This is a genomic window from Streptomyces sp. NPDC007808 (genome assembly GCF_042868655.1).
Lineage (GTDB): Bacteria > Actinomycetota > Actinomycetes > Streptomycetales > Streptomycetaceae > Streptomyces.
The window spans coordinates 673,325-699,200 of sequence record NZ_JBIAEQ010000001.1 but is presented as its reverse complement, the minus strand read 5'-3'; the positions used below and the strand labels follow the sequence as shown (position 1 = coordinate 699,200).

At 71.5% G+C, this 25,876-nt stretch carries 23 protein-coding genes and 1 pseudogene; 6 read left to right on the top strand and 18 right to left on the bottom strand.

All coding sequences use genetic code 11. The features are described 5' to 3' along the window. The 13 genes from ACFYNL_RS03120 to ACFYNL_RS03060 form a co-directional block, all read right to left on the bottom strand. Positions 1-1,320, bottom strand: coding sequence for a tetratricopeptide repeat protein (locus tag ACFYNL_RS03120; protein ID WP_388795535.1), 1,320 nt, complete (start codon positions 1,318-1,320; stop codon positions 1-3). 75 nt (positions 1,321-1,395) lie between these two features. Beyond that, positions 1,396-2,337 carry a glutaminase gene (locus tag ACFYNL_RS03115; protein WP_388795533.1) on the bottom strand — a complete coding sequence of 314 codons (942 nt, stop codon included), beginning with the start codon at positions 2,335-2,337 and terminating at the stop codon, positions 1,396-1,398. Positions 2,338-2,384: 47 nt separating this feature from the next. Then, positions 2,385-3,791, bottom strand: coding sequence for an aspartate ammonia-lyase (gene aspA / locus ACFYNL_RS03110; protein WP_388795530.1), 1,407 nt, complete (start codon positions 3,789-3,791; stop codon positions 2,385-2,387). A gap of 118 nt (positions 3,792-3,909) precedes the next feature. After that, positions 3,910-4,926: an asparaginase gene (locus ACFYNL_RS03105; protein WP_388795527.1), complete on the bottom strand. Its 1,017-nt coding sequence runs from the start codon at positions 4,924-4,926 to the stop codon at positions 3,910-3,912. Positions 4,927-4,973: 47 nt separating this feature from the next. Next, positions 4,974-6,413: an amino acid permease gene (locus ACFYNL_RS03100; RefSeq protein WP_388795524.1), complete on the bottom strand. Its 1,440-nt coding sequence runs from the start codon at positions 6,411-6,413 to the stop codon at positions 4,974-4,976. Beyond that, complete coding sequence (locus ACFYNL_RS03095; protein ID WP_019760039.1) at positions 6,410-7,087, bottom strand: FCD domain-containing protein; 678 nt, start codon at positions 7,085-7,087, stop codon at positions 6,410-6,412. The genes ACFYNL_RS03100 and ACFYNL_RS03095 overlap by 4 nt, the downstream gene beginning before the upstream one ends. Positions 7,088-7,370: 283 nt before the next feature. Then, complete coding sequence (crcB, locus tag ACFYNL_RS03090) at positions 7,371-7,745, bottom strand: fluoride efflux transporter CrcB (protein ID WP_388795521.1); 375 nt, start codon at positions 7,743-7,745, stop codon at positions 7,371-7,373. Continuing rightward, positions 7,742-8,122 carry a DUF190 domain-containing protein gene (locus ACFYNL_RS03085; RefSeq protein ID WP_388795518.1) on the bottom strand — a complete coding sequence of 127 codons (381 nt, stop codon included), beginning with the start codon at positions 8,120-8,122 and terminating at the stop codon, positions 7,742-7,744. Before ACFYNL_RS03085 ends, crcB (ACFYNL_RS03090) begins: the two co-directional genes overlap by 4 nt. After that, positions 8,119-8,580 (bottom strand): fluoride efflux transporter CrcB, encoded by a 462-nt coding sequence (crcB, locus tag ACFYNL_RS03080; RefSeq protein WP_388795515.1) that lies wholly within the window; start codon positions 8,578-8,580, stop codon positions 8,119-8,121. Before crcB (ACFYNL_RS03080) ends, ACFYNL_RS03085 begins: the two co-directional genes overlap by 4 nt. 161 nt (positions 8,581-8,741) lie before the next feature. Then, positions 8,742-9,704 carry an SMP-30/gluconolactonase/LRE family protein gene (locus ACFYNL_RS03075; protein WP_388795512.1) on the bottom strand — a complete coding sequence of 321 codons (963 nt, stop codon included), beginning with the start codon at positions 9,702-9,704 and terminating at the stop codon, positions 8,742-8,744. A 9-nt stretch (positions 9,705-9,713) separates the two neighbouring features. Then, positions 9,714-10,001 carry an ArsR family transcriptional regulator gene (locus ACFYNL_RS03070; RefSeq protein ID WP_388795509.1) on the bottom strand — a complete coding sequence of 96 codons (288 nt, stop codon included), beginning with the start codon at positions 9,999-10,001 and terminating at the stop codon, positions 9,714-9,716. A gap of 299 nt (positions 10,002-10,300) precedes the next feature. Further along, the gene (locus ACFYNL_RS03065; protein WP_388795506.1) at positions 10,301-11,869 is read right to left on the bottom strand and encodes an arabinogalactan endo-beta-1,4-galactanase; all 1,569 of its coding nucleotides are present in this window, start codon (positions 11,867-11,869) and stop codon (positions 10,301-10,303) included. A gap of 109 nt (positions 11,870-11,978) precedes the next feature. Further along, complete coding sequence (locus ACFYNL_RS03060; protein WP_388795503.1) at positions 11,979-14,000, bottom strand: beta-galactosidase; 2,022 nt, start codon at positions 13,998-14,000, stop codon at positions 11,979-11,981. Positions 14,001-14,183: 183 nt separating this feature from the next. On the opposite strand from ACFYNL_RS03060, the gene ACFYNL_RS03055 reads away from it, so the two are divergent. The 5 genes from ACFYNL_RS03055 to ACFYNL_RS03035 all read left to right on the top strand — a co-directional run bounded on the left by ACFYNL_RS03055 (position 14,184) and on the right by ACFYNL_RS03035 (position 18,867). Further along, entirely contained in the window at positions 14,184-15,500 is a 1,317-nt protein-coding gene (locus ACFYNL_RS03055; RefSeq protein ID WP_388795500.1) for an extracellular solute-binding protein, read from the top strand. Continuing rightward, positions 15,497-16,420, top strand: a complete 924-nt coding sequence (locus ACFYNL_RS03050) for a carbohydrate ABC transporter permease (protein ID WP_388795497.1) — start codon at positions 15,497-15,499, stop codon at positions 16,418-16,420. Before ACFYNL_RS03055 ends, ACFYNL_RS03050 begins: the two co-directional genes overlap by 4 nt. Then, complete coding sequence (locus tag ACFYNL_RS03045) at positions 16,417-17,325, top strand: carbohydrate ABC transporter permease (RefSeq protein WP_388795494.1); 909 nt, start codon at positions 16,417-16,419, stop codon at positions 17,323-17,325. The genes ACFYNL_RS03050 and ACFYNL_RS03045 overlap by 4 nt, the downstream gene beginning before the upstream one ends. Beyond that, a complete protein-coding gene (locus ACFYNL_RS03040; protein WP_388795491.1) occupies positions 17,322-18,353 on the top strand; it encodes a LacI family DNA-binding transcriptional regulator in 1,032 nt (343 codons plus the stop codon). The genes ACFYNL_RS03045 and ACFYNL_RS03040 overlap by 4 nt, the downstream gene beginning before the upstream one ends. A 124-nt stretch (positions 18,354-18,477) precedes the next feature. Further along, positions 18,478-18,867 carry a MarR family winged helix-turn-helix transcriptional regulator gene (locus tag ACFYNL_RS03035; protein WP_388795488.1) on the top strand — a complete coding sequence of 130 codons (390 nt, stop codon included), beginning with the start codon at positions 18,478-18,480 and terminating at the stop codon, positions 18,865-18,867. A 107-nt stretch (positions 18,868-18,974) separates the two neighbouring features. Here the strand turns inward: ACFYNL_RS03035 and ACFYNL_RS03030 are convergent, their stop codons facing one another. Next, positions 18,975-19,376 (bottom strand): SseB family protein, encoded by a 402-nt coding sequence (locus ACFYNL_RS03030; protein ID WP_388795485.1) that lies wholly within the window; start codon positions 19,374-19,376, stop codon positions 18,975-18,977. Between the two features lie 404 nt (positions 19,377-19,780). On the opposite strand from ACFYNL_RS03030, the gene ACFYNL_RS03025 reads away from it, so the two are divergent. Further along, on the top strand, positions 19,781-21,100 hold the full coding sequence (locus ACFYNL_RS03025) for a phosphoribosyltransferase family protein (protein WP_388795482.1): 1,320 nt from the start codon (positions 19,781-19,783) through the stop codon (positions 21,098-21,100). Between the two features lie 155 nt (positions 21,101-21,255). Here the strand turns inward: ACFYNL_RS03025 and ACFYNL_RS03020 are convergent, their stop codons facing one another. The 4 genes and pseudogenes from ACFYNL_RS03020 to ACFYNL_RS03005 form a co-directional block, all read right to left on the bottom strand. After that, on the bottom strand, positions 21,256-22,011 hold the full coding sequence (locus ACFYNL_RS03020) for a Type 1 glutamine amidotransferase-like domain-containing protein (protein ID WP_388795479.1): 756 nt from the start codon (positions 22,009-22,011) through the stop codon (positions 21,256-21,258). Then, a pseudogene (locus ACFYNL_RS03015) lies at positions 22,008-22,555 on the bottom strand (cysteine hydrolase family protein). The gene ACFYNL_RS03020 and the pseudogene ACFYNL_RS03015 overlap by 4 nt, the downstream one beginning before the upstream one ends. Then, on the bottom strand, positions 22,552-23,694 hold the full coding sequence (locus ACFYNL_RS03010; RefSeq protein WP_388795476.1) for a helix-turn-helix domain-containing protein: 1,143 nt from the start codon (positions 23,692-23,694) through the stop codon (positions 22,552-22,554). The pseudogene ACFYNL_RS03015 and the gene ACFYNL_RS03010 overlap by 4 nt, the downstream one beginning before the upstream one ends. Before the next feature lie 158 nt (positions 23,695-23,852). Continuing rightward, positions 23,853-25,787 (bottom strand): collagenase, encoded by a 1,935-nt coding sequence (locus ACFYNL_RS03005; RefSeq protein ID WP_388795473.1) that lies wholly within the window; start codon positions 25,785-25,787, stop codon positions 23,853-23,855. Between the last annotated feature and the right edge of the window lie 89 nt (positions 25,788-25,876).

The window sequence follows — 25,876 nt, the reverse complement described above, 5'->3', positions numbered from 1 at the left end:
TCAGCGGAACCGCGAGCTGGCCACCGGCCCCGACGAGGTGAGGCCCGCCCGGTCGCCCTGCAGCCAGGTGTCACGGATGGTGGTGACGAAGTGGGTGAGGGTCGCGACCGGGTCGGGGGGTGTCTCGCCGTCACCCTCGTCGGGCGAGGCGTCGGCCGCCAGGATGTCGGCGGCGATCTCCTGCTCCGGCCGGTCGTCGGGGGCGCAGCGCTCCACGTTCCCGTCGTCGTCGGCGCGCAGCTGTCCCTCCCAGGGTGCCGTCGCCGACTGGTGCAGCAGGGTGATGGAGTCGGCGGTGACGGCCGGCGGGTCGGTCCAGTTGCTCGCGTGCTCGTGCAGCACCTGTCCGGCGGTGCGTTCGAAGAGCCCGCCGATGACGTCCGGCCCTCGGTCGGCGCCGGCCAGCTCGTTCAGGTCGTACGCGATGACGACGGTGTCCCGGCGGTCGGGTGCGAACGGCTCGGCCGGCAGCTGGAGCAGCCCGGCCGCGGCCAGACCGAGGATCCTGCTGCTGCGGTCGGGCAGCAGCGACACGGACGTGGGGCGTACCCCGGCGGCGTCGAGGACCGCCTTCAGCCGCAACAGGCCTCGCAGGCACTGGTCGTGGGAGTCCTGGAGCCAGGCGTACCGCCCGGTCATGCCCGAGTCGAAGCCGTACGGGGACAGCGTGCCGAGCACGGTGCCGCCGAGGACGTACTGCCAGCCGCGCAGGTCGCTGAGATCCAGCGGGCTCGCAGGCTCGGCGCTCGCGGCGCGGTCCAGCATGTGGCGCTGGCGGGTCCGCGTCGGCAGCCACATCGCGTCGTCGGGGTCGGACAGCAGGGCGTGGTGGCGGCGGGCCAGGGCGAGGTCGCCGGACATGAGGGCGTTGTGCACCAGCAGGTAGCGGTCCGGCCAGTCGGTGAGGCCGCTCTCGCGCGCGGCCAGGAGGTCCGTCGCCTCGCGGTGGCGTTCCTCGCGCTCGTACGCGCAGACCAGCTCACGCAGGACCGGCAGTGCGTCCGGTGCCTGCTTCAGTGCCTCGCGCAGGGCGGGTATCGCCAGGTGGGGCACACCGCGCTCGATGCAGGCGTACCCGAAGTCGTAGAGTGCACGGGCCTTTTCGGGACGGGCGGCGAGGGCGTCGGCAGCCTCGTGGAGATCCTGGAAGCCGGCCGCTGCGGCTGCCCGGGCGACCACGACAGCGACCTCGCCCAGCGGGAGGTCGTCCGCGCCGTGCCGCAACTGGCGCAGGGCGCCGGGGATGTCGCCCTCGTCGAGCGCTTCCCATGCCTTGAGGAGTTCGGGGGTCTTCGGTCGGCGATTCCTGCGCGAGAACATGGGGAGGATCTTCATCGAGGACCCGCATCCGGCTCAAGCGTATTAGCGGAACGGCAGCAGCCCGCGCAGGGCCGTTCAGAAGACCGACAGGCCGGTGAGCGTCGTGAAGCGGTCGAGGGCCGCCACGCCGGCCACCGAATTGCCTCGCTCGTCCAGGCCGGGGCTCCATACGCACAGGGTGCAGCGGCCCGGTACGACGGCGATGATTCCGCCGCCGACGCCGCTCTTGCCGGGAAGCCCGACCCGGTAGGCGAAGTCGCCGGCCGCGTCGTACGTGCCGCAGGTCAGCATGATCGCGTTGACCTGTTTGGCCTGGCTGCGGGTGAGGAGCCGGGTGCCGTCGGCGCGGATGCCGTGACGGGCGAGGAAGGTGGTGGCCAGGGCGAGGTCGGCGCAGGACGCCGTGACCGAGCACTGGCGGAAGTACTGGTCGAGGAGGGCGGGGACGGGGTTGTCGATGTTGCCGTACGACGCCATGAAGTGGGCGAGGGCGGCGTTGCGGTCGCCGTGCGCCGACTCGGAGGCGGCGACGTCCTTGTCGAAGTCCAGGGCCGCGTTGCCGCTCTCGGCACGCAGGAAGGCCAGCAGCTCGCCCGCCGCGTCGCCGGTACGGGTCTGGAGGCGGTCGGTGACGACGAGGGCGCCCGCGTTGATGAACGGGTTGCGCGGGATGCCGTTCTCGTACTCCAGCTGGACCAGGGAGTTGAAGGGGTTGCCGGAGGGCTCGCGGCCCACGTGCTCCCAGAGTTCGTCGCCCTCGCGGGCCAGGTCGAGCGCGAGGGTGAAGACCTTGGTGATGGACTGCGTGGAGAACGGCTCGCGCCAGTCCCCCACGCCGTACACCGTCCCGTCCAGCTCGGCGACGGCCATGCCGAAGCTGCGCGGGTCGCGGGCCGCGAGTGCCGGGATGTAGTCGGCGGGCCGGCCTCGGCCGGGAGTCCGCCCCATCTCGTCCGCGATGCGCTCCAGGATCGGCTGGAAGGTCAGTGACGACGTCGACGCTGCCATGATCACCATTGTGCCTCCGTGCCGGTCCCGGTGCGCGTCCGCGGATGAGAGCTGGGTCAGGCCGGGGTCCGGCCGCTGCCCGCGAGGATGTCCGGGCGGAGCAGGTCGGCGAGGGTGTCGGCGGGCAACAGGCCCTTCTCCAGGACGAGTTCGGCCACGCCCCGGCCGGTGACGAGGGCTTCCTTGGCGATGTCGGTCGCCGCCGTGTACCCGATGTGCGGGTTCAGCGCCGTGACCAGACCGATGGAGTTCTCCACAGTCCGGCGCAGCGCCTCGGTGTTGGCGGTGATGCCGTCCACGCAGCGCTCGGCGAGGGTCAGGCAGGCGGCCCGCAGGTGGGTGATGGACTCCGACAGGGAGTGCAGGATGACCGGTTCGAAGGCGTTGAGCTGGAGCTGTCCGGCCTCGGCGGCCATGGTGATGGCCACGTCGTTGCCGATCACCTCGAAGGCGACCTGGTTGACGACCTCCGGGATGACCGGGTTGACCTTGCCCGGCATGATCGACGAACCGGCCTGCACCGGCGGCAGGTTGATCTCCCCCAGACCCGCGCGCGGCCCCGACGACAGCAGCCGCAGGTCGTTGCAGCTCTTGGACAGCTTCACCGCGATCCGCTTGAGCACACCCGACATCTGCACGAACGCCCCGCAGTCCTGGGTCGCCTCGACCAGGTTGGCCGCGGTGACCAGCGGCAGCCCCGTGATCTCCGCGAGGTGCCGGCGCGCCGACTCCGCATACCCGGCAGGGGCGTTCAGGCCGGTACCGATGGCCGTGGCACCCAGGTTGATCTCATGGATCAACTCGACGGCCTCCGCGAGCCGGGACCGGTCCTCCTCGATCATCACGGCGTACGCGGAGAACTCCTGCCCCAGCGTCATCGGCACCGCGTCCTGCAACTGCGTGCGGCCCATCTTCAGCACGTCACGGAACTCCACCGCCTTGCGCGCGAAGGAGTCCTGCAGCACGGCCATCGCCCGGAGCAGCCCCCGCACCGCGAACACCGTCGCGATCTTCACTGCCGTCGGGTAGACGTCGTTCGTCGACTGACCGAGGTTGACGTCCTCGTTCGGATGCAGATACCCGTACTCGCCCTTGGCGTGGCCCAGCAACTCCAACGCCCGGTTCGCGATCACCTCGTTGGCGTTCATGTTGGTCGACGTCCCGGCACCGCCCTGGATGACGTCGACGACGAACTGCTCGTGCAGCTTCCCGGAGCGGATCTCCCGGCACGCGGCCACGATCGCGGCCGCCTTCACCGGCTCCAGCAACCCCAGCTCCTCATTGGCCAGAGCCGCCGCCTCCTTCACGGCGGCCAGCGCGTCGATCAGATGCGGATAGGCCGAGATGGGGGTGCCGGTGATGGGGAAGTTCTCCGTGGCGCGCAGGGTGTGGACACCCCAGTACGCCTCGGCGGGAACATCGCGGTCGCCAAGCAGATCGTGCTCACTGCGGACGGCGTTCATGATGGTGCGGGTCCTCTTTCTAAGGGAGTGAGGATGAGCGCCCCTTCAGGGGGGCGGGGAACAGCGCGACCAGCCACTGACGGCCCGCAGTCGCGGAAGGACAGAACTCGGCGCGCCCTTAGGCGCAAGCCGGAACCACGACAGGCTCAAGGGATCGAACGGGCCGCACGCACCCGACCTCCCGACCGCCACCCAGAAGCGCCTCACCGCGGAACTCGGTGAGCAGCTCCGGATCGACTCCGGCGAAGGCAAGCGCCGCCGCGGCCACGGGCACCCTCGCCCGATTCGCGCCATCGGCGATCTTCACCGCCACGGCACGCCCATCCGGCAGCGCGGCGACCTGGACGCCCTCGAACCCGTCCTTGGTGAGCAGCCCCGGCACGGCCCGCATGAGCGCGGCCACGTCCCGCCCGGAGCCGGACGCCATCTCGGCGTGCTCCCGCATCGCGTCGGCGACCCGCGCCTCGGGCGTTCCGGGCGCCGCCGTGGTGATGCGGGCGGCGGCACGGGCGAGACCGTGCAGGGAGACGGAGAAAAGCGGCGCCCCGCACCCGTCGACGGTCACCCGTGCGATCCGCTGCCCGGTGAGGTCCTCCACGATCTCGGCGATCGCCTGCTGGAGGGGGTGCGCGGGGTCGAGGTAGTTCTCCAGGGGCCAGTCGTTGAGGGCGCAGGTGTACAGCATCGCCGCATGCTTGCCGGAGCAGTTCTGGGCGAGCCGGGAGGGCAGGCGGCCCTCCCGTACCCAGGCGTCCCGCACGACCGGGTCGAACGGCATGTCGGGGACGTTGCGCAGGTGGTCCTCGGTGAGCCCGGCGAGTTCGAGGATGCGCCGGCTTCCGGCGAGGTGGCGTTCCTCGCCGGAGTGGCTGGCCGCGGCGAGCGAGAGCAGCTCGCCGTCGAGCGGGAGCCCGGCCCGCGCCATGGCGACGGCCTGGACGGGCTTGAGCGCCGAGCGCGGGTAGAAGGCGGCCTCGATGTCACCGAGTTGAAACCGTACGTCGCCGTCGGCGCCGAGGACGACGACGGAGCCGTAGTGGGTGCCTTCGATCATTCCGCCGCGTACGAGGTGGGCGACGGGGGCGTGGAGAGGTTCGCGGACAAGGGGTGCGTCCGCTGCGGAGCTGCTGTACATCACTTCCTGGGGGTGGGTCGATGAGGGGTCGTCGACCGACGCGGATGTCACGCGTCGGCCTTGCCGGCGGCACGCCGGGCACGGCTGCGGATGCCGTACCAGCCCGCGACCAGCGCTGCGACGATCAGCGGCAGGCACAGCACGGTGGTGCGGCCGGCGCCTCCGTCGGCGTACATCAGGACCAGGACGGAGGCGAGGAAGGCCAGCGTCACGAGTTCGGTCCAGGGGGAGCCCGGCAGTCGGTAGCCGGGGCGGGTGAGCTCGCCCTTCTGGGTCTTCTGCCAGAAGAGCAGGTGGCAGATCATGATCATGCCCCAGGTGGCGAGGATGCCGATGGCCGCGAAGTTCAGCACGATCTCGAACGCCTCGGCGGGGACGACGAAGTTGAGACCGACGCCGAGGACACAGATACCGCTGGTGAGCAGGATGCCGCCGTACGGGACCTGGCTGCGGCTCATCACCGAGGTGAACTTCGGGGCGGAGCCGGACATCGCCATGGAGCGCAGGATGCGGCCGGTGGAGTACAGGCCGGAGTTGAGCGAGGACATCGCCGCGGTCATCACGACGAGGTTCATGACACCGCCGGCCGCGGGGATGCCGATGTTGGACAGCACGGTGACGAACGGGCTCTCGCCCGCCTTGTACGAGGACCAGGGCAGCAGCATCGACAGCAGGAGGACGGAGCCGACGTAGAACAGGCCGACGCGCCACATGATCGAGTTGATCGCCTTCGGCATGATCTTCTCGGGGTTCTCGGTCTCACCGGCGGCGACGCCGACCAGCTCGACGGAGGCGTAGGCGAAGACGACGCCCTGGACGATCAGCAGCATCGGGAGCAGGCCGTTGGGGAAGACGCCGCCGTTGTCGGTGATCAGGGACGGGCCGGGGGTGTGGCCGTCCACGGGCTGCTGGGTGACCAGCAGGAAGATGCCGATCAGCATGAAGACGACGAGCGCGCCGACCTTGATGATGGCGAACCAGAACTCCAGTTCGCCGAAGATCTTCACCGAGATCAGGTTCACGGTCAGGACGACCGCGAGGGCTATGAGCGCGATCACCCACTGCGGGATGTCGGAGAACATGCCCCAGTAGTGGGTGTAGGTGGCGACCGCGGTGATGTCGGCGATGCCGGTGGTCGCCCAGTTCAGGAAGTACATCCAGCCCGCCGTGTACGCGCCCTTCTCCCCCATGAACTCCCGGGCGTACGACACGAAGGCGCCGGAGGACGGGCGGTACAGGACGAGTTCGCCGAGGGCGCGGACGACCAGGAAGGCGAAGACGCCGCAGACCGCGTAGGCGATGAACAGGGACGGGCCGGCGTCGGCGAGCCGGCCGCCGGCGCCGAGGAACAGGCCGGTGCCGATGGCACCGCCGATGGCGATCATGTTGACGTGCCGGGCCTTCAGCGACTTGCTGTAGCCGTGGTCTCCGGCGTCTACGTGACCGGACGAGGGGCGCGTCTCTTCTTTGAGGTGCTGCTCGCTCACGCCTCGGGTCCGCCTTCCGTGGGGATGTCCGTGCGCGCGGGGCGCACGATGTCGGTGAGGGTCGTCTCGACGCGGTCGAGGTGGTGCGCCATGGCGTCGGTCGCGTCGAGTTCGGAACCGTCGATCAGCGCCTCGACGATGGCCCGGTGCTCCCGGTTGGACTGTTCGCGGCGACCGCCCAGCTCGTTGAGGAAGGCCGACTGACGCGCCAGTGCGTCACGGATCTCCTCGATGACCCGGCGGAAGACCGGGTTCTGGGCGGCCTCGGCCACGGCCAGGTGGAAGAGGGTGTCCATCGCGACCCACGCGGTGGTGTCCGTCTCCCGCTCCATGCGGTCGAGCAGGTGAGCCAGGTGGTCCAGGTTCTCCGGGGTGCGGCGCAGCGCCGCGTACCCGGCGACCGGGATCTCGACGTGGCGGCGTACTTCCAGCAGGTCGCTGGCGGCGTAGTCGCCGAAGGTGGGGTCCTCGACCGCGCTGGCCACGACGAAGGTGCCCTTGCCGGTCTTGGAGACCGTCAGGCCCATGGTCTGCAGGGCCCTGAGGGCCTCGCGCAGCACGGGGCGGCTGACCTCCAGGGTGCGGCAGAGCTCCGCCTCGGAGGGGAGCTTGTCGCCGATGGCGTACTCCCCGTGTTCGATCGCGCTGCGCAGGTGCGCCAGGACGGCTTCCATGGCGCTGACGCGTCGCGGCGGCTGTCCGGCTGTCCGGCTGTCTGACAGGTTCACGGGAGAGATACTCCGGGTGAGCCCGGCGTGGTGTCAAGGGAGTCCGGCGGAGAGATTCACCGAGTGTGACGCATGAAAGCGGATCTCACACCCGCTCCCGGCGCAGCCGTGGAGGACACCCGCATCCAGCGGCCCGGACATCGGTACTGCGACCGGGACGACGCCGGCGCGCACCGTCCGACCAGCCGCGAGGGGCGAGCCGAGGGGCCCCGACGCGGAGGCGGGCCGGCTACGACCACGCCCCCTGCGCCAGCCACACGCCCAGGAACGCGGCGCCGAGGCCCGCCGTCACGCTGCCCGCGATGTTGGCGAGGGCGTAGAGTCCGGCCCCCGTCTCGGTCAGCCGCAAGGTCTCGTAGGAGAAGGTCGAGTACGTGGTCAGCGCCCCGCACAGCCCGGTGCCCAGCAGCAGCTGTACCTGGGAGTTCGCGGCTCCCGCCGCCGCGGCGCCGGTCAGCAGGCCCAGGATCAGGCAGCCGGTGACGTTGACCGCGAACGTGCCCCAGGGGAACACCGAGTCGTGCCGGGACTGCACCGCGCGATCGGTGAGGTAGCGCAAGGGGGCGCCGACCACGGCGCCCGCGATCACCAGGAGCCAGTTCACGTCGGCTTCTCACCTTCCGGGTCCGGTGCGGGCGGGGATGTGTCGGGGCCGAGGTAGCGGACGACCTCGCAGTGGTCGAGGGTCACGAGCCCTTCGGTGAGGAGTTCGTCGAGCTGAGGCAGGAAGGCCCGTACGCGTTCCTCCGTGTCGACGATCACGACGGCCACCGGCAGGTCCTCGCTCAGGGACAGCAGCCGCGAGGTGTGGACCAGGGAGGAGGCACCGAAGCCCTCGATGCCGTGGAAGACGCTGGCACCCGCGAGGCCGGCCGTGTGGGCGCGGTGCACGATCTCCGAGTGGAGGGGCTTGTGGTGCCAGGTGTCGTGCTCGCCGACGTACACCGTCAGGCGCAGGGCGCTGCCGGTCGGTCTCGTCATGACCGCCTCCACTTCAGGACGCGGCGGGTCGCCGTCGCCGCGAGCCGGACCGCGGTGAGCGCCGCGACGAGGGTGGCGGCGAGATAGGCCAGGCCCGTGCGCGGATGGCCGCTGTCCACCAGCTTCTGGATGTCGACGGCGTAGGTGGAGAAAGTGGTGAAGCCGCCGAGCACTCCGGTGCCGAAGAAGGGGCGTACCAGGCGGTGGGCGGCCCACACCTCGGTGATGACCACCATGAACACGCCGATCACGGCACAGCCGACGACGTTGGTCCAGAAGGTCGCCCAGGGGAAGCCGCCCGGCTGGACCGGCCACCGGAGCGAGGCCGCGTAGCGGGCGGTCGCGCCGACGGCTCCGCCGAGCGCCACCACCGCGACGACCGGTGCCTGGCCCCGCCAGTCGGGCCGGCGCCGGGCGGGCGCGGCCACGCGCAGGCTGTCCGTCTCGGGGACTGTCATGGTCGTACGACTCCTACTCGCCGGGGCCCGGGCATACGGGCGCGGATCGCAAGTAGGGACCGTTGGCGGCGCATGCCGCGGTTCGGGTACGGCGGGCCCCACCGCCGCGCCGCGAGGAGGTCGCGGCCGGTGAAAAGCCTAACTCCGCGGGTGCCGGCGGGTCACTTCGGGTCGGGCAGCTCGCAGACTGCCACGCCCCGCTCCCACAGGCTCCCGAGGACCAGCCGGCCCCCGCTCTCGCAGACGCTGGTGACCATGCGGAACCCGGAGTGGCGGCGGGCCAGGTGGTGGACGACCGTCCCGGTGTCGTCGACCGCGAGCACGCCGATCGTGCCGGTCGGGCGGAAGGGGGCGTGCACGGCGACGCGTGCGGCGGCTCGGCGCACGGCCGGGGCGGTCCGGTGGAGCAGATCCAGCGCGGGGACGCGCGGGCCGGCCAGCGCGACCCTGATGGGGCCGTCCGGGCTGCCGCGCCAGACGTTGTCCGGCATGCCCGGCAGGTTCTCGACGAAGGGTTCGCTCCGGCCGGCCCGTGGTCCGGTGAGCCAGTAGCGGGTGAGGCGGTACGCGCTCGTCTCGGCGACCACCAGGAACGATCCGTCGCCGCTCACGGCGAGGCCGTTGGCGAACCGGAGCCCGTCCAGGAGCACTTCGGGAGTGTCGCTGCCGGGGGCGAGCCGCAGCAGGCGGCCCGTCGCGGTGTGCTCGACGACGTCGCCTATCCAGTGCTCCAGGGGATGGCGGCGACTGCTGACGGTGAAGCAGACGCTGCCGTCGGCCAGGGCGACGACATTGCTGCAGAACCGCAGCCTCTCCCCCGCCACCGAGTCGGCGAGGACGTCCACGGTGCCGTCGGTGAGGTCGACGCGGAGCAGTCCGCGCTCTGCGTCGCACACCAACAGGGCGTCGTCCGGGAGGAGTTCGAGGCCCAGCGGCCTGCCACCGGTGTCGGCGAGCACCTCGACACGGGGCTCGGCCGGCTCCGTCAGGCCGTCGACGCGCAGGACGCGGCCGTCCTCGACGCCGGTGAGGACCCGGCCGCGCGCGTCGGCGACCACGTCCTCCGGGCCTCGGCCGCCGATCGCGAAGTAGCGGACGGGGACGAGAGCGGTGGGTTCGTGCATGTGCGCCTGTTACCAGCCCTTCTCGAACATGCGGGCCACTTCGGCGATCCGTACCTCGTCACGCCGGTAGTACAGACGCCGCTTGATGCGCTTCGTGCGCAGCAGGCCGATGGTCACGAGGAGACCGAGGTGGGTCTCGGCGACGTCACGCGGTACGCCCAGCTTCGCGGCCACGGCGTGCGCGGTGACGCCGTCGTCGCTCAGATCGCCGTGACGCTGCGCCGGAAAGTGCGCGACCGGGTCCTTCAGCCATTCCAGGATGTCCAGCCGTCGCTCACCGACGGGAGTCCTCAGCATGTCGCCCCCCTTCGGATCCGGCCTCCTCGTGCCGCGTCTTCCCACTGTCCCGCAGTCCAGGCCCCGGCGTACGGACTTCGCGGCGGCTTGTCCGATACCGGTCCCACCCGCGGGGGCGTCCGCGCCAGACCCTCGGAGGCGACGCCGGCACCGGAGGGTGGTCGGCGGGCCCGGGCTGCCTCCGGCCGGGCCGTCGCACGGCCGGGCGCGGCGCTCGGCCGTGTGACAGGCGCCCCGGAAGGTCGCGGGCCCGGCCGCCGGGCGCGGCCGGGCCCCTTGCACCGCTCGTCCTGGACGGGTCAGCGGTGGCGGAACCACGCCATCGACGACAGGGCCCTGTCGTCGTAGCCGAACAGCGCCTGGTTCTCCCAGCCGTTGCCGGAGGAGGCGTCGGTCGGGTCCCAGCCGTTGCCGGAGACGGCGGTCCAGGTCGCCTCCCAGTAGAAGACACCGAGGCCCCGGCCGTTGGGGACGGCCTCCACGATGCTCGCCACGTCGTTCATCCACCGGCGCTGCCCGGCCGCGGTCGCCGGGTAGCCGGCGACCAGTTCGCCTGTGGTGTCGATGATCTCCTCGTGCCCGTCCTCGCTGTCCAGCCGGAACGGGTAGGCCGTCTCGGCGACGAAGACCGGCTTGCCGTAGCGGGAGGCGGCGTCGTCCAGGGTCGTCTGGAAGTCGTACAGCGAGCCGTGCCAGTAGCCGTAGTAGGACAGGCCGATCGCGTCGAACCTCACGCCGTTCGCGACCGCGCTGTCGAACCACCAGCGGGTGCCGGACAGGTCACCGCCCTTGGCGAGGTGCAGCGCGACCGCGGTGGACGAGTGGACCGCCTTGACCGCGTCGTAGCCCGAGTTGAGCAGTCCGGCGAGCTGCGACCAGTTGCCGGTGGAGCCCTCGTTCCACAGCATGCCGCCGTTGATCTCGTTGCCCACCTGGACCATGTCGGCGGTGGTGCCCTGCGCCTTCAGCGCGCTCAGCACGTCGTACGTGTGGTTGTACACGTCCGTCCTGAGCCGACTGTACGAGTGGCCCGCCCAGGCGGCCGGCTTGTCCTGGCGTCCGGGGTCGGCCCAGAAGTCCGAGTAGTGGAAGTCGACGAGCAGCTTCATGCCGGCGGCCTTGACGCGCTTGGCCATGGCGAGGACGCGCGCCTTGTTGTTGTAGCCGTCGGCCGGGTCGACCCACACCTTCAGGCGCGCGTAGTTCATCCCGGCGTTCTTCAGGATGGTGACCGCGTCGCCGGTCGTGCCGGAGGCGGTCCTGTACAGGCCGCCCTTGGCCTCGCTCTTGGGCAGGGAGGATATGTCGGCGCCGTGGATCGACGTGCCGGACGTTCCCGGCGTGAAGGTCAGGTCGTCGACGTTGATCCAGTTGCCCGCGTTGGCGTCGCTGTTGATGCTGATCGTGCACTGGTTGGCGGTCACGTCGACCGGCACGACGATGCGGAGCCAGCCGCTCGCCGAGACCGGGAGGTCGGTGCGCTGTTCCGCGCCGCCGCAGTTCTTCAGCGCCAGGTACGCCGCGTTCTGGCCGCCGCCGGAGCGGACCCACGCGGTGAGCTTGTACCTGCCGTTGGTCAGACCGGACAGGTACTGGTAGGTCTCCACCTTGTAGGCCGAGGACGCCCAGTGGGTCAAGCGGTAGCCGCCGCCGTGCCCGCCGGCCTCGGTGAAGGAGGCGGAGTTCTGGCCGGCCGCGGAGTAGGTGGACCAGCCGGCCGGTGTCGCGGTGCCGGTGCCGCCGGACTCGAAACCGCCGTTGGTGAGCGTGCTCGCGGCGGACGCGCTTCGGGCGGGCAGGGCGGTGAGGGCGAGCCCGGCCGCGAGCGGCAGCAGCAGGGCCCGGAGGGTGCGTCTGGGATGGAACATCGTCGTCCGTCGTCCCTTCGACGTAAGGGTGTGGGGTTCCCTCACCGGGGCGGTGAGGAGCCCCTCCGCCCGCGGCTCGAACGGCTCGCGCGGGCGAAGGGGAGTCGGTTCAGCCGTCGAGGTGTACGACCCGGACGGCCCCCGCGGGCACTTCGAGCAGGCCCGCGGCGCGTTGACCGGTCAGCAGCTCGGTCCCGGGCGTCTCCAGGGGCACCTTGGCGTCGGACGCGGTGTGGTTGACGGCGAACAGATAGGTGCCGGAGCGGCCCGTGCGGCGCACGACCTCGACGTCGCGGGGCAGGTCGGCCCGCGGTGCGACGCGGGCGTCCTCGACGGCCCGGCCGAGCAGTGCGTCGAGTCCCTCGGCGGCCAGGCGGGTGGAGACGTACCAGGCGGTGCCGTCGCCGAGGCGGTGCCGGGTGACGGCCGGGTGGCCTGCGGTCAGGCCGTCGGCGTACGTCCAGATCGTCTCGGCGCCGCGCGGGACGACGAACTCGGTCCACACGTCGCCGCTGAGCTCGGAGCCGTCGGGACCGGTGAGGCGCACCGACCGGTCCTTCAGCAGCGGTGAGAACTCCTCGACCGTCAGGCCCAGGACGTCCCGCAACGCGCCCGGGTAGGGGCCCTCGTGGACGGCGTCGTGCTCGTCGACGATGCCGGAGAAGTACGACACGACGAGGGTGCCGCCACTCTCGACGTACCGGCGCAGGTTGCGGCCGGCCGCCTCGGTCATCAGGTACAGCGCCGGTACGACGACGAGGGGATGGCCCGACAGGTCGGCTTCCGGATGGGCGAAGTCGACGGTGAGGTGGCGGTCGTAGAGCACCTCGTAGAAGGCGTCGGCGCGCTCGCGGGGGTCGTGGTCCTCGCTGGGGCGCCACTGGAGGTTCTGGGCCCACCAGGAGTGCCAGTCCCACAGCATGGCCACGTCGGCCTGGGTGCGAGTGCCGCGCACGGCGCCCAACGAGTCGAGGCAGGAGCCCAGTTCGACCACCTCGCGCCACACGCGCGTGTCGGTTCCGCCGTGCGGCAGCATCGCCGAGTGGAACTTCTCGGCACCGCGCCGGGACTGCCGCCACTGGAAGAACATGGCGCCCTCGGAGCCGCGTGCCACGTGGGCCAGGGAGTTGCGGGCCATCTCGCCGGGGGCCTTGGCGGGATTGCGGGGCTGCCAGTTGACGCCCGAGGTGGAGTGCTCCAGGAGGATCCAGGGGGCACCGCCGGCCACCGAGCGGGTGAGGTCGGCGGCCATGGCGAGGTTGACGTGGGTGCGGCGGCCGTCGGTGATCAGGTAGTGGTCGTTGGTGACGATGTCGACCTCACGGCCCCAGGCCCAGTAGTCGACGGAGTCGCACTGGCTGAGGGCCGTCATGAAGTTGGTCGTGACGGGGACGTCCGGTGAGAGCCGGTGCAGGATGTCCCGTTCCATACGGAAGTTCTCGCGCATCGTGGCGTCGGCGAAGCGCTTGTAGTCCAACGCCTGGGCCGGGTTGACGACCGTCGGCGTCGCTCGTGGCGGGTTGATCTGCTCCAGGTCGTTGTAGCGCTGTCCCCAGAAGGCGGTGCCCCAGGCCTCGTTGACCGCGTCGACCGTCCCGTACGTGGCCGCCAGCCAGCGACGGAAGTGCGCGGCGCAGGACTCGCAGTAACAGGCCGAGACGGGGACGCCGTACTCGTTGTGGACGTGCCACATCGCCAGCGCCGGATGGTCGCCGTAGCGCTGGGCGAGTTCGGTGGTGATGCGCGCGGCGGCCGCACGGTAATCGGCGTTGCTGTGGCAGATCGCGGCGCGTGAACCGAACTCGTGGCGCACGCCCTGATCCGTCACGGGCAGCGCCTCGGGGTGGGCGCGGTAGAACCACACCGGTGGGCAGACCGTGGGCGTGCCCAGGTCGACGCGGATGCCGTGCTCGTGCAGCAGGTCGACCAGGCGGTCCAGCCAGCCGAAGTCGTGGACGCCCGGTGAGGGCTCCAGCAGCGCCCAGGAGAAGATCCCGACGCTCACCATCGTGACGCCGGCCTCCCGCATCAGCCGGACGTCCTCCCGCCAGACGCTCTCCGGCCACTGCTCGGGGTTGTAGTCCCCGCCGAAAGCGAGCCTGGTGAGGCCCCTGGGGGTGGTCTCCGGCATGAATTCTCTCCCGAGTGGTCGATCAATTGGGAACGTGCACACACAGCGGCAGCACCGAGAGCCCAACATAACCGCACAGCGACAACCATTGACAAGAGTCCGGGATGTTTCTCTACTGTGAACGCTCACAGACGCATGGCAGGTCTCCGCAGCAGGCGGAGGCCCAGGTCAGGGGAGAGATCCATGCCCATCACGAAGCGCACCCGCCTCGTGGCATCCACCATCGCCGTGGCCCTCGGTGCCACCGCCCTCGCCGCGTGCGGCACCGAAGACACGAGCGGGGAACCGTCCGGGCCGGTGTCGCTGACGTACTGGACCTGGACGCCCGGCATGGACAAGGTCGTCGACCTGTGGAACAAGGGCCCGGGCAAGAAGGACCGGATCACGGTCACGGTGAAGAAGCAGGCGTCCGGCGACACGCTGGTCACCAAGATCCTCACCGCGCACAAGGCCGGCAAGGCCCCGGACCTGGTCCAGGCCGAGTACCAGGCGCTGCCCACGCTGGTCAGCAATGACGCCGTGGCGGACATAGCGAGCGAGGTCGGCGACGCCGAGGACAAGTTCGCCGAGGGCGTGTGGCAGCAGACCACGCTGGGCACCGACGCGGTCTACGCGGTCCCGCAGGACATCGGGCCGATGATGTTCTACTACCGCGCGGACCTCTTCGAGGAGTACGGCCTGAAGGTCCCGGCCACCTGGGAGGAGTTCGCCGAGACCGCCCGCGCGCTGAAGAAGAAGGCACCGGACAAGGACCTGACCACCTTCTCCGCCAACGACTCCGGCCTCTTCGCCGGGCTCGCCCAGCAGGCCGGCGCCAAGTGGTGGACGACCTCCGGCGACACGTGGAAGGTCGGCATCGACGACGAGGCGACGGGCAGGGTCGCGAAGTTCTGGGGCGGCCTCGTCGAGGAGGGCGCCATCGACAACCAGCCGATGTACACCCCGGCCTGGAACAAGGCGCTCAACACCGGCAAGCAGATCGCCTGGGTCAGCGCCGTGTGGGCGCCGGGCACGCTGACCACGGCCGCGCCCGCCACCAAGGGCAAGTGGGCCATGGCCCCGCTCCCCCAGTGGTCGGACTCGGAGAACGTCACCGGCAGCTGGGGCGGCTCCTCGACCGCCGTGACCACGGACTCCGACCACAAGGCGGCCGCCGCCGAGTTCGCCGCCTGGCTGAACACCGACGGGGACGCCCTCAACGCGCTGGCCAAGGAGAGCGGCATCTACCCGGCCTCGACTTCGGCGCAGCTCAGCGGCGCGTTCGCCGACCCGCCGGCCTACTTCTCCAACCAGCCCGACTTCTACTCCAAGGCCGCCGAGATCGCCGAGACCACGGCGCCGTCGGCCTGGGGCCCGAACGTGAACGTCGCCTACACGACGTTCAAGGACGCCTTCGGCAAGGCCGCCAAGGACAGGTCGGACTTCCTCGCCGCGCTGGCGGCCATGCAGGACGACACGGTCGCCGACCTCAAGAAGCAGGGCTTCGAGGTCTCCGAGTGACCAGAGCAAGCCGGAAGGCGTACGGGGTGAAGGGGGCCCCGTACGCCTTCCTCCTCCCCGCGACGATCCTCTTTCTGCTCTTCTTCGCGCTGCCCATCGGGTACGCGATCTGGCTCAGCTTCCACAAGGTGAAGGTCTCCGGGCTCGGGCTCGGTTCCGGCGCCCGCAAGGAGGTCTGGGCCGGTCCGGAGAACTACACCGACGCCCTCACCGACAGCGAACTGGTCGACGGCGCGCTGCGCGTGCTCGGCTACGGCTGCATCGTGGTGCCGGTGATGCTGGGCCTCGCCCTGGTGTTCGCGCTGATGCTCGACTCCGACAAGGTGCGGCTCGCGCCCTTCACCCGGCTCGCGATCTTCCTGCCGTACGCCATCCCCGGCGTCGTGGCCGCGCTGCTGTGGGGCTTTCTGTACCTGCCGGACGTCAGCCCCTTCTTCCACGTGCTCGAGAAGCTGAGCCTGCCGCAGCCGGACCTGCTGGACGGCGGCCCGCTGTACCTCGCCCTCTCCAACATCGCGGTCTGGGGCGGCACCGGCTTCAACATGATCGTCATCTACACCTCGCTGCAGGCGATCCCGGCCGAGGTGTACGAGGCGGCGAAGCTGGACGGCGCCACCCCGCTGCAGATCGCGCTGAGGATCAAGATCCCGATGGTGGCGCCCTCCCTGGTGCTGACCTTCTTCTTCTCGATCATCGCCACGCTCCAGGTGTTCAGCGAGCCGACCACCCTCAAGCCGCTCACCAACTCCGTGTCCACCACCTGGAGTCCGCTGATGAAGGTGTACCAGGACGCCTTCGGCAAGGGCGACATCCACGCGGCGGCCGCGCAGGCCACGATCATCGCCCTGGCCACGCTCCTGCTGTCCTTCGGGTTCCTGCGGGCCGCGAACCGTCGTCACAAGCGGGAGGCAGCACGATGAGTTCTCTTGCTGTGAGCAAAACCGGGCCGGCCGCCGGCACCACACCCGGCACGGTCCAGGACCGCCCGCCGCTGCGCGGCCGGATCGCGCTGATCCCGACCGTCACCCTGCTGCTCGGCGCGATCTACTGCCTGCTGCCCGTGGCATGGGTGGTGATCGCGGCGACGAAGTCCGGCGGTGAGCTGTTCTCCACGTTCACCTTCCTGCCGGGCACGGGCTTCGCCGACAACTTCTCGGACCTGAGCGCCTACCGCGACGGCGTGTACTGGCAGTGGATGGGCAACTCCGCCCTGTACGCCGGTCTCGGCGCCCTGCTGTCGACATGTGTGTCGGCGTGCAGCGGCTACGCGCTGGCGATCTACCGCTTCCGCGGCCGCGAGACGATGTTCAACGTGCTGCTGGCCGGTGTGCTGATGCCGCCGGTCATCCTCGCCGTCCCGCAGTACCTGCTGCTGGCGAAGGCCGACCTGACGGACTCCTACCTGGCGGTGCTGCTCCCGCAGATCCTCTCGCCGTACGGCGTGTACCTCTCGCGGATCTACGCCGCGGCAGCCGTCCCGGCCGACGTGGTCGAGGCCGGTCGGATGGACGGGGCGAGCGAGTGGCGGATCTTCACCCGGGTCGCGCTGCCGATGATGGTGCCCGGCATGGTCACGGTGTTCCTGTTCCAGTTCGTGGCCGTCTGGAACAACTTCCTGCTGCCGTACATCATGCTCAGCGACGACGAGAAGTTCCCGATCACACTGGGCCTGTTCACGCTCCTCGAACAGGGCGCCAGCACGCCGGCGCTGTACACGCTGGTGATCACCGGGGCGTTCCTCGCGGTCGTCCCGCTGGTGGCGCTCTTCCTGGTCATCCAGCGGTTCTGGAGTCTGGATCTGCTCTCCGGGGCCGTAAAGTCATGACCATGAGCAGCACGGGGGGCCGACGCAGACCGCCGACCATCCACGACGTGGCCCGCGAGGCCGGAGTGTCGCGGGGCACGGTCTCGCGGGTGCTCAACGGCGGGCACTACGTCAGCCCGGCCGCCCGGGAGGCGGTCGACGCGGCGATCCGCAAGACGGGTTACGTCGTCAACCGGCACGCCCGCTCCCTGATCACCGGCCGTTCCGACTCGATCGGTTTCCTGCTGACCGAGCCGCAGGAGCGGTTCTTCGAGGACCCCAACTTCAACGTCCTGCTGAGCGGCTGCACACAGGCGCTCGCGGCGCACGACATCCCGCTGCTGCTGATGCTGGCGGGCACGAAGGACGAACGGCGGCGCATCACGCGCTACATCACCGCCGGTCACGTCGACGGGGTGCTGCTGGTCTCCAGCCACTCCGGTGACCGGGTCGCCGAGGAACTCCGGGAGGCGGGCGTGCCGCTCGTGCAGTGCGGCAAGCCCATGGGGCCGGGTTCCAAGGTCAGTTACGTGGCGGCGGACGACCGGGACGGCGCCCGTGACATGGTGCGCCATCTGCTGTCCCTGGGCCGCCGCCGCATCGGCGTGGTGAGCGGTCCGCTGGACACGCCGGGTGGCGTCGACCGTCTCGCCGGGTACAAGGAGGTGCTCACGGAGGCGGGCGTCGAGATCGACGAGCGGCTCGTCGTCTCCGGTGACTACAGCCGGGCCAGCGGCGAGGCGGGCACCGAGCGGCTGCTCGCCCAGGCACCGGACATGGACGCTCTGTTCGTGGCGTCCGACCTGATGGCGCAGGGCGCGCTCGCGGCGCTGCGCCGGGCGGGCCGCCGGGTGCCCGAGGACGTGTCGGTGGGCGGTTTCGACGACTCCGTCGCGGCGACCGAGGCCAGCCCGGCCCTCACCACGATCCGCCAGCCGTACGACCGCATCAGCAACGAGATGGTGCGGTTGCTGCTCGCGCAGATCGGCGGCGAGGACCCGGCTGCGGTGATCCTGCCGACGGAGCTGGTGAAGCGGGACTCCACCTGACGGGTGGGCGACCGCGCCCACGGGGGCGCCCCCAGCGGCCGGGCCGGCTCCTTGCCGCGCACACTGTTGTACGCACATTAGTTGCATAGTCAACAAATGGCCGGATCGGTGCTACCGTGCCGGTATGGCAGCGAAGACGGCCGGCGCGGGGCTGGAGGAACGGTGGCGGGACATCCTGTCGCTGCACGCGCGCACGATGTGCGAGATCGACCGCGCCCTGCACCCGCACGGCCTGGGCGCGAGCGACTTCGAGGTGCTCGACATCCTGGCCTCCGCCTCACCGGAGGAGGGCGACCAGTGCCGGGTGCAGAACCTCGTCGGACGCGTCCATCTCAGCCAGAGCGCGCTGTCCCGGCTCATCGGCCGCCTGGAGAAGGACGGCCTGGTGGAGCGTTCGGTGTGCGCGGAGGACCGGCGCGGGGTGTTCGTCGCCCTGACCCGCAAGGGCCGCGATCTGCACGCGGAGGTCCTGCCGTTGCAGCGGGACGCGCTCGCCCGGACCCTGGGCGGCTGACGGCGGCGGACGCCGTGGCGTCGCGAAGGGGATGGGCGACGGCTCGGGTGCCGTCGCCCATCCCCTTCGCGTTGTCGCCGTTCCTCGGCGCTGCCCGCCCTGGCGGGTTACGGCCGCGCCAGAAGCGTCCGTACGCCCTCCGACGTCAGCGTCAGCGGGTGGGTGGAGCCGGCGTCTATGGTCAGGGCCAGTTCGTCGGCCGGCCACTGCGAGGCGAGCGCACCCAGCGGCACCAGGCGGTAGCGGGAGACGTACGGCAGCAGTTCGGCCATCGCGGGCTCGGAGGTGAACACGGGGACGACCGGGTCGCCGCCCGGCCGCTCGATGACCGGCAGGGCCACGGCGCCCGGGTCCATGGCGTCCTCCCCGACCGCGTCGTCGGGTACGGGGACGAGGACGTCGCTGCTCGCGAGCGTGTCCATCGCCGCCCTGTCCTCGGTGTTCTCGGCCAGCGCGTCCAGCGCCTGCCGTGCCGGTGTGGCGGTGTTGTCGTTCGCGGGTGTCTCCATGGCGAATCCCCTGGTAGCGGCGGTCGTGCGGCCCGCCAGGGGCGTGCTGGTCCCCGTGGCGGTTCTGCTCGCGTACCCGATCCGGAGTGGAGCATTCCTATGGCCGTCCAGGGGATGGGCCGATGGGCACGCTCCAGGGGATCCACCGAATGCGGGCGAAGGGCCGCGCCCCAGCCGGCCGCAGCCGACCCGGCGGACGAGCGGCTCCGCCCCGCCGGGGCCCGCGTGGGCTCGGTACGTGGTCGCGTCCCAGAAGCAGCGCTGCGTCCGCTCGCCCTCGCGCGCGTGCCGGGAACCGGCCGTCCGGAACACGAGCCCTGGAGGAGGTGGCGGGCCCGCGCACGAACAGTCGTAGCCTGAAGAGGAGGGACAGGCTCCCGTCCGTGTGGGCGCGGGAGGCGTGTATGCGTTACGACGACCGCAGGATGGCAGGGCGGCTGCTGGCCGAGGAGCTTGAGCAGCTGAGCGGCGCCGATGTGGTGGTGCTGGGGCTGCCGCGGGGCGGGCTGCCCGTGGCCGCCGAGGTGGCCCGGCGGCTGGGTGCCCCGCTGGACGTGCTGGTGGTGCGCAAGCTGGGCGTGCCCCACCAGCCCGAGTGGGGCTTCGGGGCGATCGGCGAGCACGGGGTCCGCGTCCTCAACCTGGACGTGATCGACCAGGCCGGGCTGGACGTGGCCGAGCAGGAGGCCGTGGAGGCGGCGGAGCGGGCCGAGCTGGAACGGCGGGTGAGCAGGTACCGGCAGGACCGGCCGGCGGTGCCGGTCGCCGGGCGTACGGCCGTCGTGGTCGACGACGGGCTCGCCACCGGGGCCACGGCCGAGGCGGCCTGCCGGGTCGTGCGCGGCCGGGGCGCGGCCCAGGTCGTGCTCGCCGTGCCCGTCGGCGCGGCCCGCAGCGTCGCCCGGCTGCGGGAGGTGGCCGACGTGGTCGTCTGCCCGCAGCCTCACCGCATGCTCGGCTCGGTGGGCGCCTGGTACCGGGACTTCACCCAGGTCACGGACGCCGAGGTCACGGCCCTGCTCGCGGCGGCCGCCCCGTCCCCGCCCCGCTCCCCCACCGCCGCGCCGTCCGACGGCGAGGTGCTGATCCCGGCCGCGGGGGCGCAGGTGGGCGCCCGGCTGGTCGTGCCGGACGGGGCGCCGGAGGTGGTGGCGTTCGCGCACGGCAGCGGGAGCGGCCGGCACAGCCCGCGCAACCAGTACGTAGCCACCGCCCTCAACCGCGGGGGTCTGGCCACCCTGCTGCTCGATCTCCTCACCGACGACGAGGCGAACGACCGGCACAACGTCTTCGACATCCTCCTGCTCGCCCGGCGCCTGCACGCCGCGTCCGTGTGGCTGCGCCGGGAGACCGGCCTGCCCGTCGCCTACTTCGGGGCCAGTACCGGAGCGGCCGCCGCGCTGGAGGCGGCGGCGCTGTCCGGTTCCGAGATCCGTTCGGTCGTCTCGCGCGGCGGCCGGCCCGACCTGGCCACACCGGCGGCGCTGAGCCGGCTGCGGGCCCCGACCCTGCTCATCGTCGGCAGCCGCGACACCCAGGTGCTCAGCCTCAACCGCCTCGCCGCCGACCGGATGCACTGCGAGCACCGGATCGCCGTGGTCCCGGGTGCCACGCACCTGTTCGAGGAACCCGGCACGCTCGGCACCGTCGCCGAGCTGGCCCGCGACTGGTTCACCGCCCACCTCGGCCGGCCCACCTCGACGACACCCCGGCGGTCCGCGTAACGGCCCCTACGGCGGGGAGGGCGACCACGACCGCGAGGTCGAAGGCGCGGTGCGCGCCCACCAGCTCACCCGTGTCGTTCTCACCGACGAATCGGGCGGCTACGGTGGCGCCACCCGGGATTCCCTCGAATCCGAGACCACGACACCGTGAACGATCATCGCCCGTCCACGGTGCCAGTGCCGGTGCCGGTGCCGGTGCCGTGGGACAGCGTCCGGCACGCGAGCGCGCGCTCACCGGCTCGTCCGGCCTCGTCCCGCGCCACCCGGTACACGCAAGCGCCCGGCGCCCGGGACACCGTCTCCGTGAGCCGGCCGTCCGTGAAGAGGGCGCCGGTGCCGTCCTCGAGGGCCCACCCGGCGGGCAGGTCGCCGGCTGCCACTGCCGACCGGTAGGAAGCGCGGCGCCCGGGTTCGCCGTCGTAGTGAGGGCACACCGATCCCGGCAGCACACCTAGTCCGTCCGGCAGGAAGGTGAGCGGGCCGAAGGAGTCGGTGTGCGAGGCCTCGGCCCAGCAGTTGGCGCCCGCACTGATCCCACACAGCAAGGTTCCCTGGTCGTAGGCCTGCCGCAGCAGCCGGTCCACACCGTGCACGCGCCACACCGCGAGGAGGTTCGCGGTATTGCCGCCGCCGACGTAGACGACGTCCTGCGCGAGCATGAACGCGCGCAGTGCGTCGTCGTCGAGGCTCCTGTCGAACAGGCGCAGCACGGTGGGTTCGCGATCCGGCCGATCACCGAACGCGGCGAGGAACTTCTCGACGTACGCCGGGGCGTCGCCGCTCGCAGTGGGCAGGAAGCACACCTTGGGGCGAGGCGTGCGCGCGTGTCCCAGCACCCAGTCGTCCAGCAGCCCGTCCTCGTCGGTGGAGAAGCCTCCGCCGAGGAGGGCCAGACGGCGCGGCGGGCTCACGGCGCCTCCCGAAGCAACTCGGCGACCGTCGTCACCCGGATCAACGGCCGGTACGCATTCAGGATCCGCAGTGCCGTGACGTGCGAGTCGTCGTTCGCGCCGGCGCAGGCGTCGGCGGCGACCAACACCTCGACGCCCGCGTCGGCGGCCGCGAGCGCCGTCGACAGGACGCAGCAGTCGGGCTGACGCCGGTCAGGACCAGGCGGCCCTCCGGAGCGGCGCGCCGGGCCAGTTCCGGCGACCATTTACCGAACGTGGCTGCGTCCAGTACATGCCGTGCGTCGCCCGCGAACTCGTCGGTCAGCTGCCAGAGTTCGGCGTCGGGGGGTTGCAGCGCGAAGTGCCAGCGCTCGTAGTAGGCGCGCCACGCGCCCTCGGGTGCGCCGGGTGCCACGAAACGGGTGAACGTGACCCGGTCCCCGAAGGCCGGCAGCAGCAGCCGTACGCCCGCCGCCGCCTCGGCGTACCTCGGGGCGGCCCACGGGCTGCCGGGGTCGGCGAAGACACGCTGCATGTCGATGACGGTGAGCAGCCCGGTGGTCATGCGCGTAGCCCTTCGTCCGCCGGCGCCGCCCGCCCCACCTGCGCACGGACGTGACCGCGCCGCGTCACGAGCGTGCCGAGGAAGCCGGGGAAGCCGAGGAAGCCGAGGAAGCCGAACGCGAACGCCCCGTGACTCAGCCCCAGCACGGACACATCGGCCCCGAACCAGGGTCGGAACAGGGTGCGCGGCGTGCCCTTGCGTTCGGCGTCGGCGATCACGTCGAGGCCGTGCGTCTCCGTCTGCGGTATCCGGCTCGGGGGTGTGCCGGTGAGCGGGTCCGGGGATGCGATCACCCCGGCATCGTCGCACCGCTCACGTCGCCGGGGAAGATCCGTCGGCGAGGACGGGACGCGGGCGTACCGGCAACTCCCCCGCGCTCCGCCGGAGTCGGGGCGCAACGCGTGGGGGCGCAGCGCGTGGGGGCGCAACGCGTGGGGGCGCAGCGCGTGGGGGCGCAGCGCCAGCAGGGCCTCGAAGCGGAAGCGCGAATCCTCCAGCCGGGCGCCGAACAGGGCCTCCAGCCGGCGCAGTCGTTTGCGGGCCGTCTGAGGATGGATTCCGAGCGCCCGGGCCACTTCGGGAGCCGTACGGCCCCAGGACATCAGCAGGGCGTCCAGGGTCTCGGCGAGCCGGCCGGCCCGTCCCGTGGGGAGGTCGGCGAAGACGGCCAGCACCCGTAGGCCGAGCAACCGGCCGATGGGCGCGGCCCGCAGCAGGTGCAGTTCGGCCAACTCGTCGTCGAGGCGCAGGAAGACACCGCCGTCAGGGTGCGCGGGCAGGTCCGCACGACGGTCGAGGGCGAGCCGGACGCACTGCGGGGACAGCCACGCCTCGGGCGCGGGAACGGCGGGGCCCACGACGGTGACACGGTCCCGGGCCGCCGCCCGTACGCGGTCGACCAGCCCGCTCGTCTCGGGCTCGGGCACCACCAGGACGAGATCGCCTCCCCGGCTGACGGACAGCAGCTCCGCGTCGGCGCCGGGCACGGACAAGCCTCCCGCGGAGCGCACCACCACGCACGCGACGGCGCCGGGAAGCCTCCACCGGGCACGCTCGGCCAGCGGCCCCAGCGGTGCGCGTTCGCGCCCTCTCGGCTGCTCCGGCAGCCGCTCCACCAGGGCCCGGCGGGCTCGCTTCACCTCGCCCTCCGAACGCAGCCGTGCCGCGAGGAAGCTCAGCGACCTGGCCCATCGCCTCGTGCTGAACGCCCTCGACCCCGCCCACGCCCGGCGCCCCACCTGCTGAACCGACCGCCGCTGTGGCCGCGCGGGCGAACCGGCGCGGCCACGTGGCGTGTTCAGCGCCGCTGCTGGGCCGCGCAGGCGCCGGCCGCGCAAGCGGTGAGCCACTCGTCGAAGTCGGCGTCGTAGCGGGTGCCGATGTCGGTGGCGTAGACGGCGTGCCCCCCGGCGTAGTCGCCGACGCGGAAGCGGGCGAGCATGCGCTGGACGTCGTCCGGGTGCCGCTCGACCATGTACCGGACCGCGAGGTAGCCCCAGGGGTAGGTGCGGGTCACGTCGCTGTTGGCGTACGTGTTCCGGAACAGCGTGCTCAGCCGGTACGTGTGCCTGCCCGCCTCGGTGACCGCCTGGTCGTAGGTGATGCCGCGGTAGCCGTAGGAGACGTACTCGGCCAGGCCCTCGATCCACCAGACGTCCGGCACCGACGTCTGCTGGGCGAAGTCACCCTTCATGTTGAACCGGGCGTCGAGGTAGTGGGTGTACTCGTGGTTGAGGTTCCAGATCCTGGCGGCGTGCCCGTCGTCCCGGCTCTTCTGGTACATGACCGCGAACGGCGCGTTGGCCGGGTCCGCCGGGTCCCCGATGAGGGTCATGCCGCCGTTGTCCGTGCTGATGCCGAAGATGGCCCCGGCGTAGGTCCGGTAGTCGTCGCGTCCGGCGAAGACGACCAGTTCGAGGGTCGACAGGTACTGGCCCGGAATGGGTCCGTCGTCCTTGACCAGGTCATGGACGTAACGGTCCTGGCCCAGCACGCTGGCGCACGCCGCGGCGAGTTCGGCGGGGGTGAGCGACTGGGCCCTGATCGTGCGTGTGGCGTCGCACTTGTGGCTGATCGGCAGCGCCGCGCGCTTGAGTTGGCCGGTGAGGTCGCATACGCCGTAGTACGCGCAGTCGGCGCCGTCGTAGGCGTCGGCCTGCGTGGCCACGGCGACCCAGAGGCCCGCGGTGGGCCCGGTGATGCGGGTGATGTCCAGCAGGTGCTTGACCCGGGGGCGGACCGTGGCCCGGAGCGGGGCGTGCTCGACGTGCCGGGCCAGGGTCATCCCGGCGTTGGAGGTGAGGTAGGCGCGATCGGTGCCGAGCAGGTCCAGGTGACCGCGCGCGAAGGAGTGCAGGGTCCGGGTGACGGACGGGTCGGCGACGACCGCCCTGACGTACTCGGGGTTCCAGTTGCCGCGCCACAGCGGGGTGTGGACGGCGTTGACGGCCGCCAGCATGCTGCGGATGGTGTCGTAGGAGCTGTCGTAGTCCTTCAGTACACGCTGGTAGACCCGCAGATAGCGGGCCTGCTGGTCGGCGCTGTCGGTGAGGACGACGACCTCGCTCAGCACGTCACCGTTCGCGGCGCTGACGTCCCTGGAGTGCGGGCGGGCGAAGAAGGTGTCCAGGCCCCGGACGGTGTTCCGGGCCAGGGACGGGCCGTACGCGCCGACGTCGGCCGGGTTGTTGAACTGCACGTAGTAGCCGGCCCGCAGGAACAGGACGAGTTGCCACACACGCAGGGAGTTGTCGCCCCGGTAGTGCCGTGCCGCGCTCGTGAACGCCTGCGCGACCGTGACCATCTGGGACTCGCGGAAGACGGCGCGCGCGTCCGTGCCGGTGACCGCGAAGAGCGTGTTGACGCAGTCCGTGGTCGAGGCCTTGACGAAGGCCACCAGCGCGGCGCCGGTCCTGCTGCCGAAGTCGGCCGGTGTGCAGGAGGCGGCCCGGGCGCCGGGTTGCACGTTCGGCGGGGTCGGCAGGCGCGTCGGGGTGAGGGGAGGCACATGGGCCCGGACGAGCGGCCGTTCCTGCACGGCGGGGCGGGCGGCGGCGGCCGGCGTCGAGCCGGTCGGGGAGGGGGTCGTGGTACGGGCCGTGGTGCGGGATGCGGTGGTGGGGTCGGCGTCGGGCGGTGCGGCGAGTGCCGGGGTCGACGGCAGGCCTATGAGGGCGACACAGGCGGCGAGCACGGACGCCAGGTGTCTGGGCAGCACGATGCGGTAGCGCATCTAAGTTCCTCCACGGACGGATGCGCCTCGGAGATGGGGTGCTGAGGCGTGTGAGGCACTGTCTCAACGCCGCCCTCCCCCAACAATGG

Bases quoted from the DNA above. Each gene is read 5' to 3' on its own strand.
- ACFYNL_RS03120 (WP_388795535.1), bottom strand. From the start codon at position 1,320: ATGTTCTCGCGCAGGAATCGCCGACCGAAGACCCCCGAACTCCTCAAG.
- ACFYNL_RS03115 (WP_388795533.1), bottom strand. From the start codon at position 2,337: ATGGTGATCATGGCAGCGTCGACGTCGTCACTGACCTTCCAGCCGATC.
- aspA (WP_388795530.1), bottom strand. From the start codon at position 3,791: ATGAACGCCGTCCGCAGTGAGCACGATCTGCTTGGCGACCGCGATGTT.
- ACFYNL_RS03105 (WP_388795527.1), bottom strand. From the start codon at position 4,926: ATGTACAGCAGCTCCGCAGCGGACGCACCCCTTGTCCGCGAACCTCTC.
- ACFYNL_RS03095 (WP_019760039.1), bottom strand. From the start codon at position 7,087: ATGGAAGCCGTCCTGGCGCACCTGCGCAGCGCGATCGAACACGGGGAG.
- ACFYNL_RS03085 (WP_388795518.1), bottom strand. From the start codon at position 8,122: ATGACGAGACCGACCGGCAGCGCCCTGCGCCTGACGGTGTACGTCGGC.
- crcB (WP_388795515.1), bottom strand. From the start codon at position 8,580: ATGACAGTCCCCGAGACGGACAGCCTGCGCGTGGCCGCGCCCGCCCGG.
- ACFYNL_RS03075 (WP_388795512.1), bottom strand. From the start codon at position 9,704: ATGCACGAACCCACCGCTCTCGTCCCCGTCCGCTACTTCGCGATCGGC.
- ACFYNL_RS03070 (WP_388795509.1), bottom strand. From the start codon at position 10,001: ATGCTGAGGACTCCCGTCGGTGAGCGACGGCTGGACATCCTGGAATGG.
- ACFYNL_RS03065 (WP_388795506.1), bottom strand. From the start codon at position 11,869: ATGTTCCATCCCAGACGCACCCTCCGGGCCCTGCTGCTGCCGCTCGCG.
- ACFYNL_RS03060 (WP_388795503.1), bottom strand. From the start codon at position 14,000: ATGCCGGAGACCACCCCCAGGGGCCTCACCAGGCTCGCTTTCGGCGGG.
- ACFYNL_RS03055 (WP_388795500.1), top strand. From the start codon at position 14,184: ATGCCCATCACGAAGCGCACCCGCCTCGTGGCATCCACCATCGCCGTG.
- ACFYNL_RS03045 (WP_388795494.1), top strand. From the start codon at position 16,417: ATGAGTTCTCTTGCTGTGAGCAAAACCGGGCCGGCCGCCGGCACCACA.
- ACFYNL_RS03040 (WP_388795491.1), top strand. From the start codon at position 17,322: ATGACCATGAGCAGCACGGGGGGCCGACGCAGACCGCCGACCATCCAC.
- ACFYNL_RS03035 (WP_388795488.1), top strand. From the start codon at position 18,478: ATGGCAGCGAAGACGGCCGGCGCGGGGCTGGAGGAACGGTGGCGGGAC.
- ACFYNL_RS03030 (WP_388795485.1), bottom strand. From the start codon at position 19,376: ATGGAGACACCCGCGAACGACAACACCGCCACACCGGCACGGCAGGCG.
- ACFYNL_RS03025 (WP_388795482.1), top strand. From the start codon at position 19,781: ATGCGTTACGACGACCGCAGGATGGCAGGGCGGCTGCTGGCCGAGGAG.
- ACFYNL_RS03005 (WP_388795473.1), bottom strand. From the start codon at position 25,787: ATGCGCTACCGCATCGTGCTGCCCAGACACCTGGCGTCCGTGCTCGCC.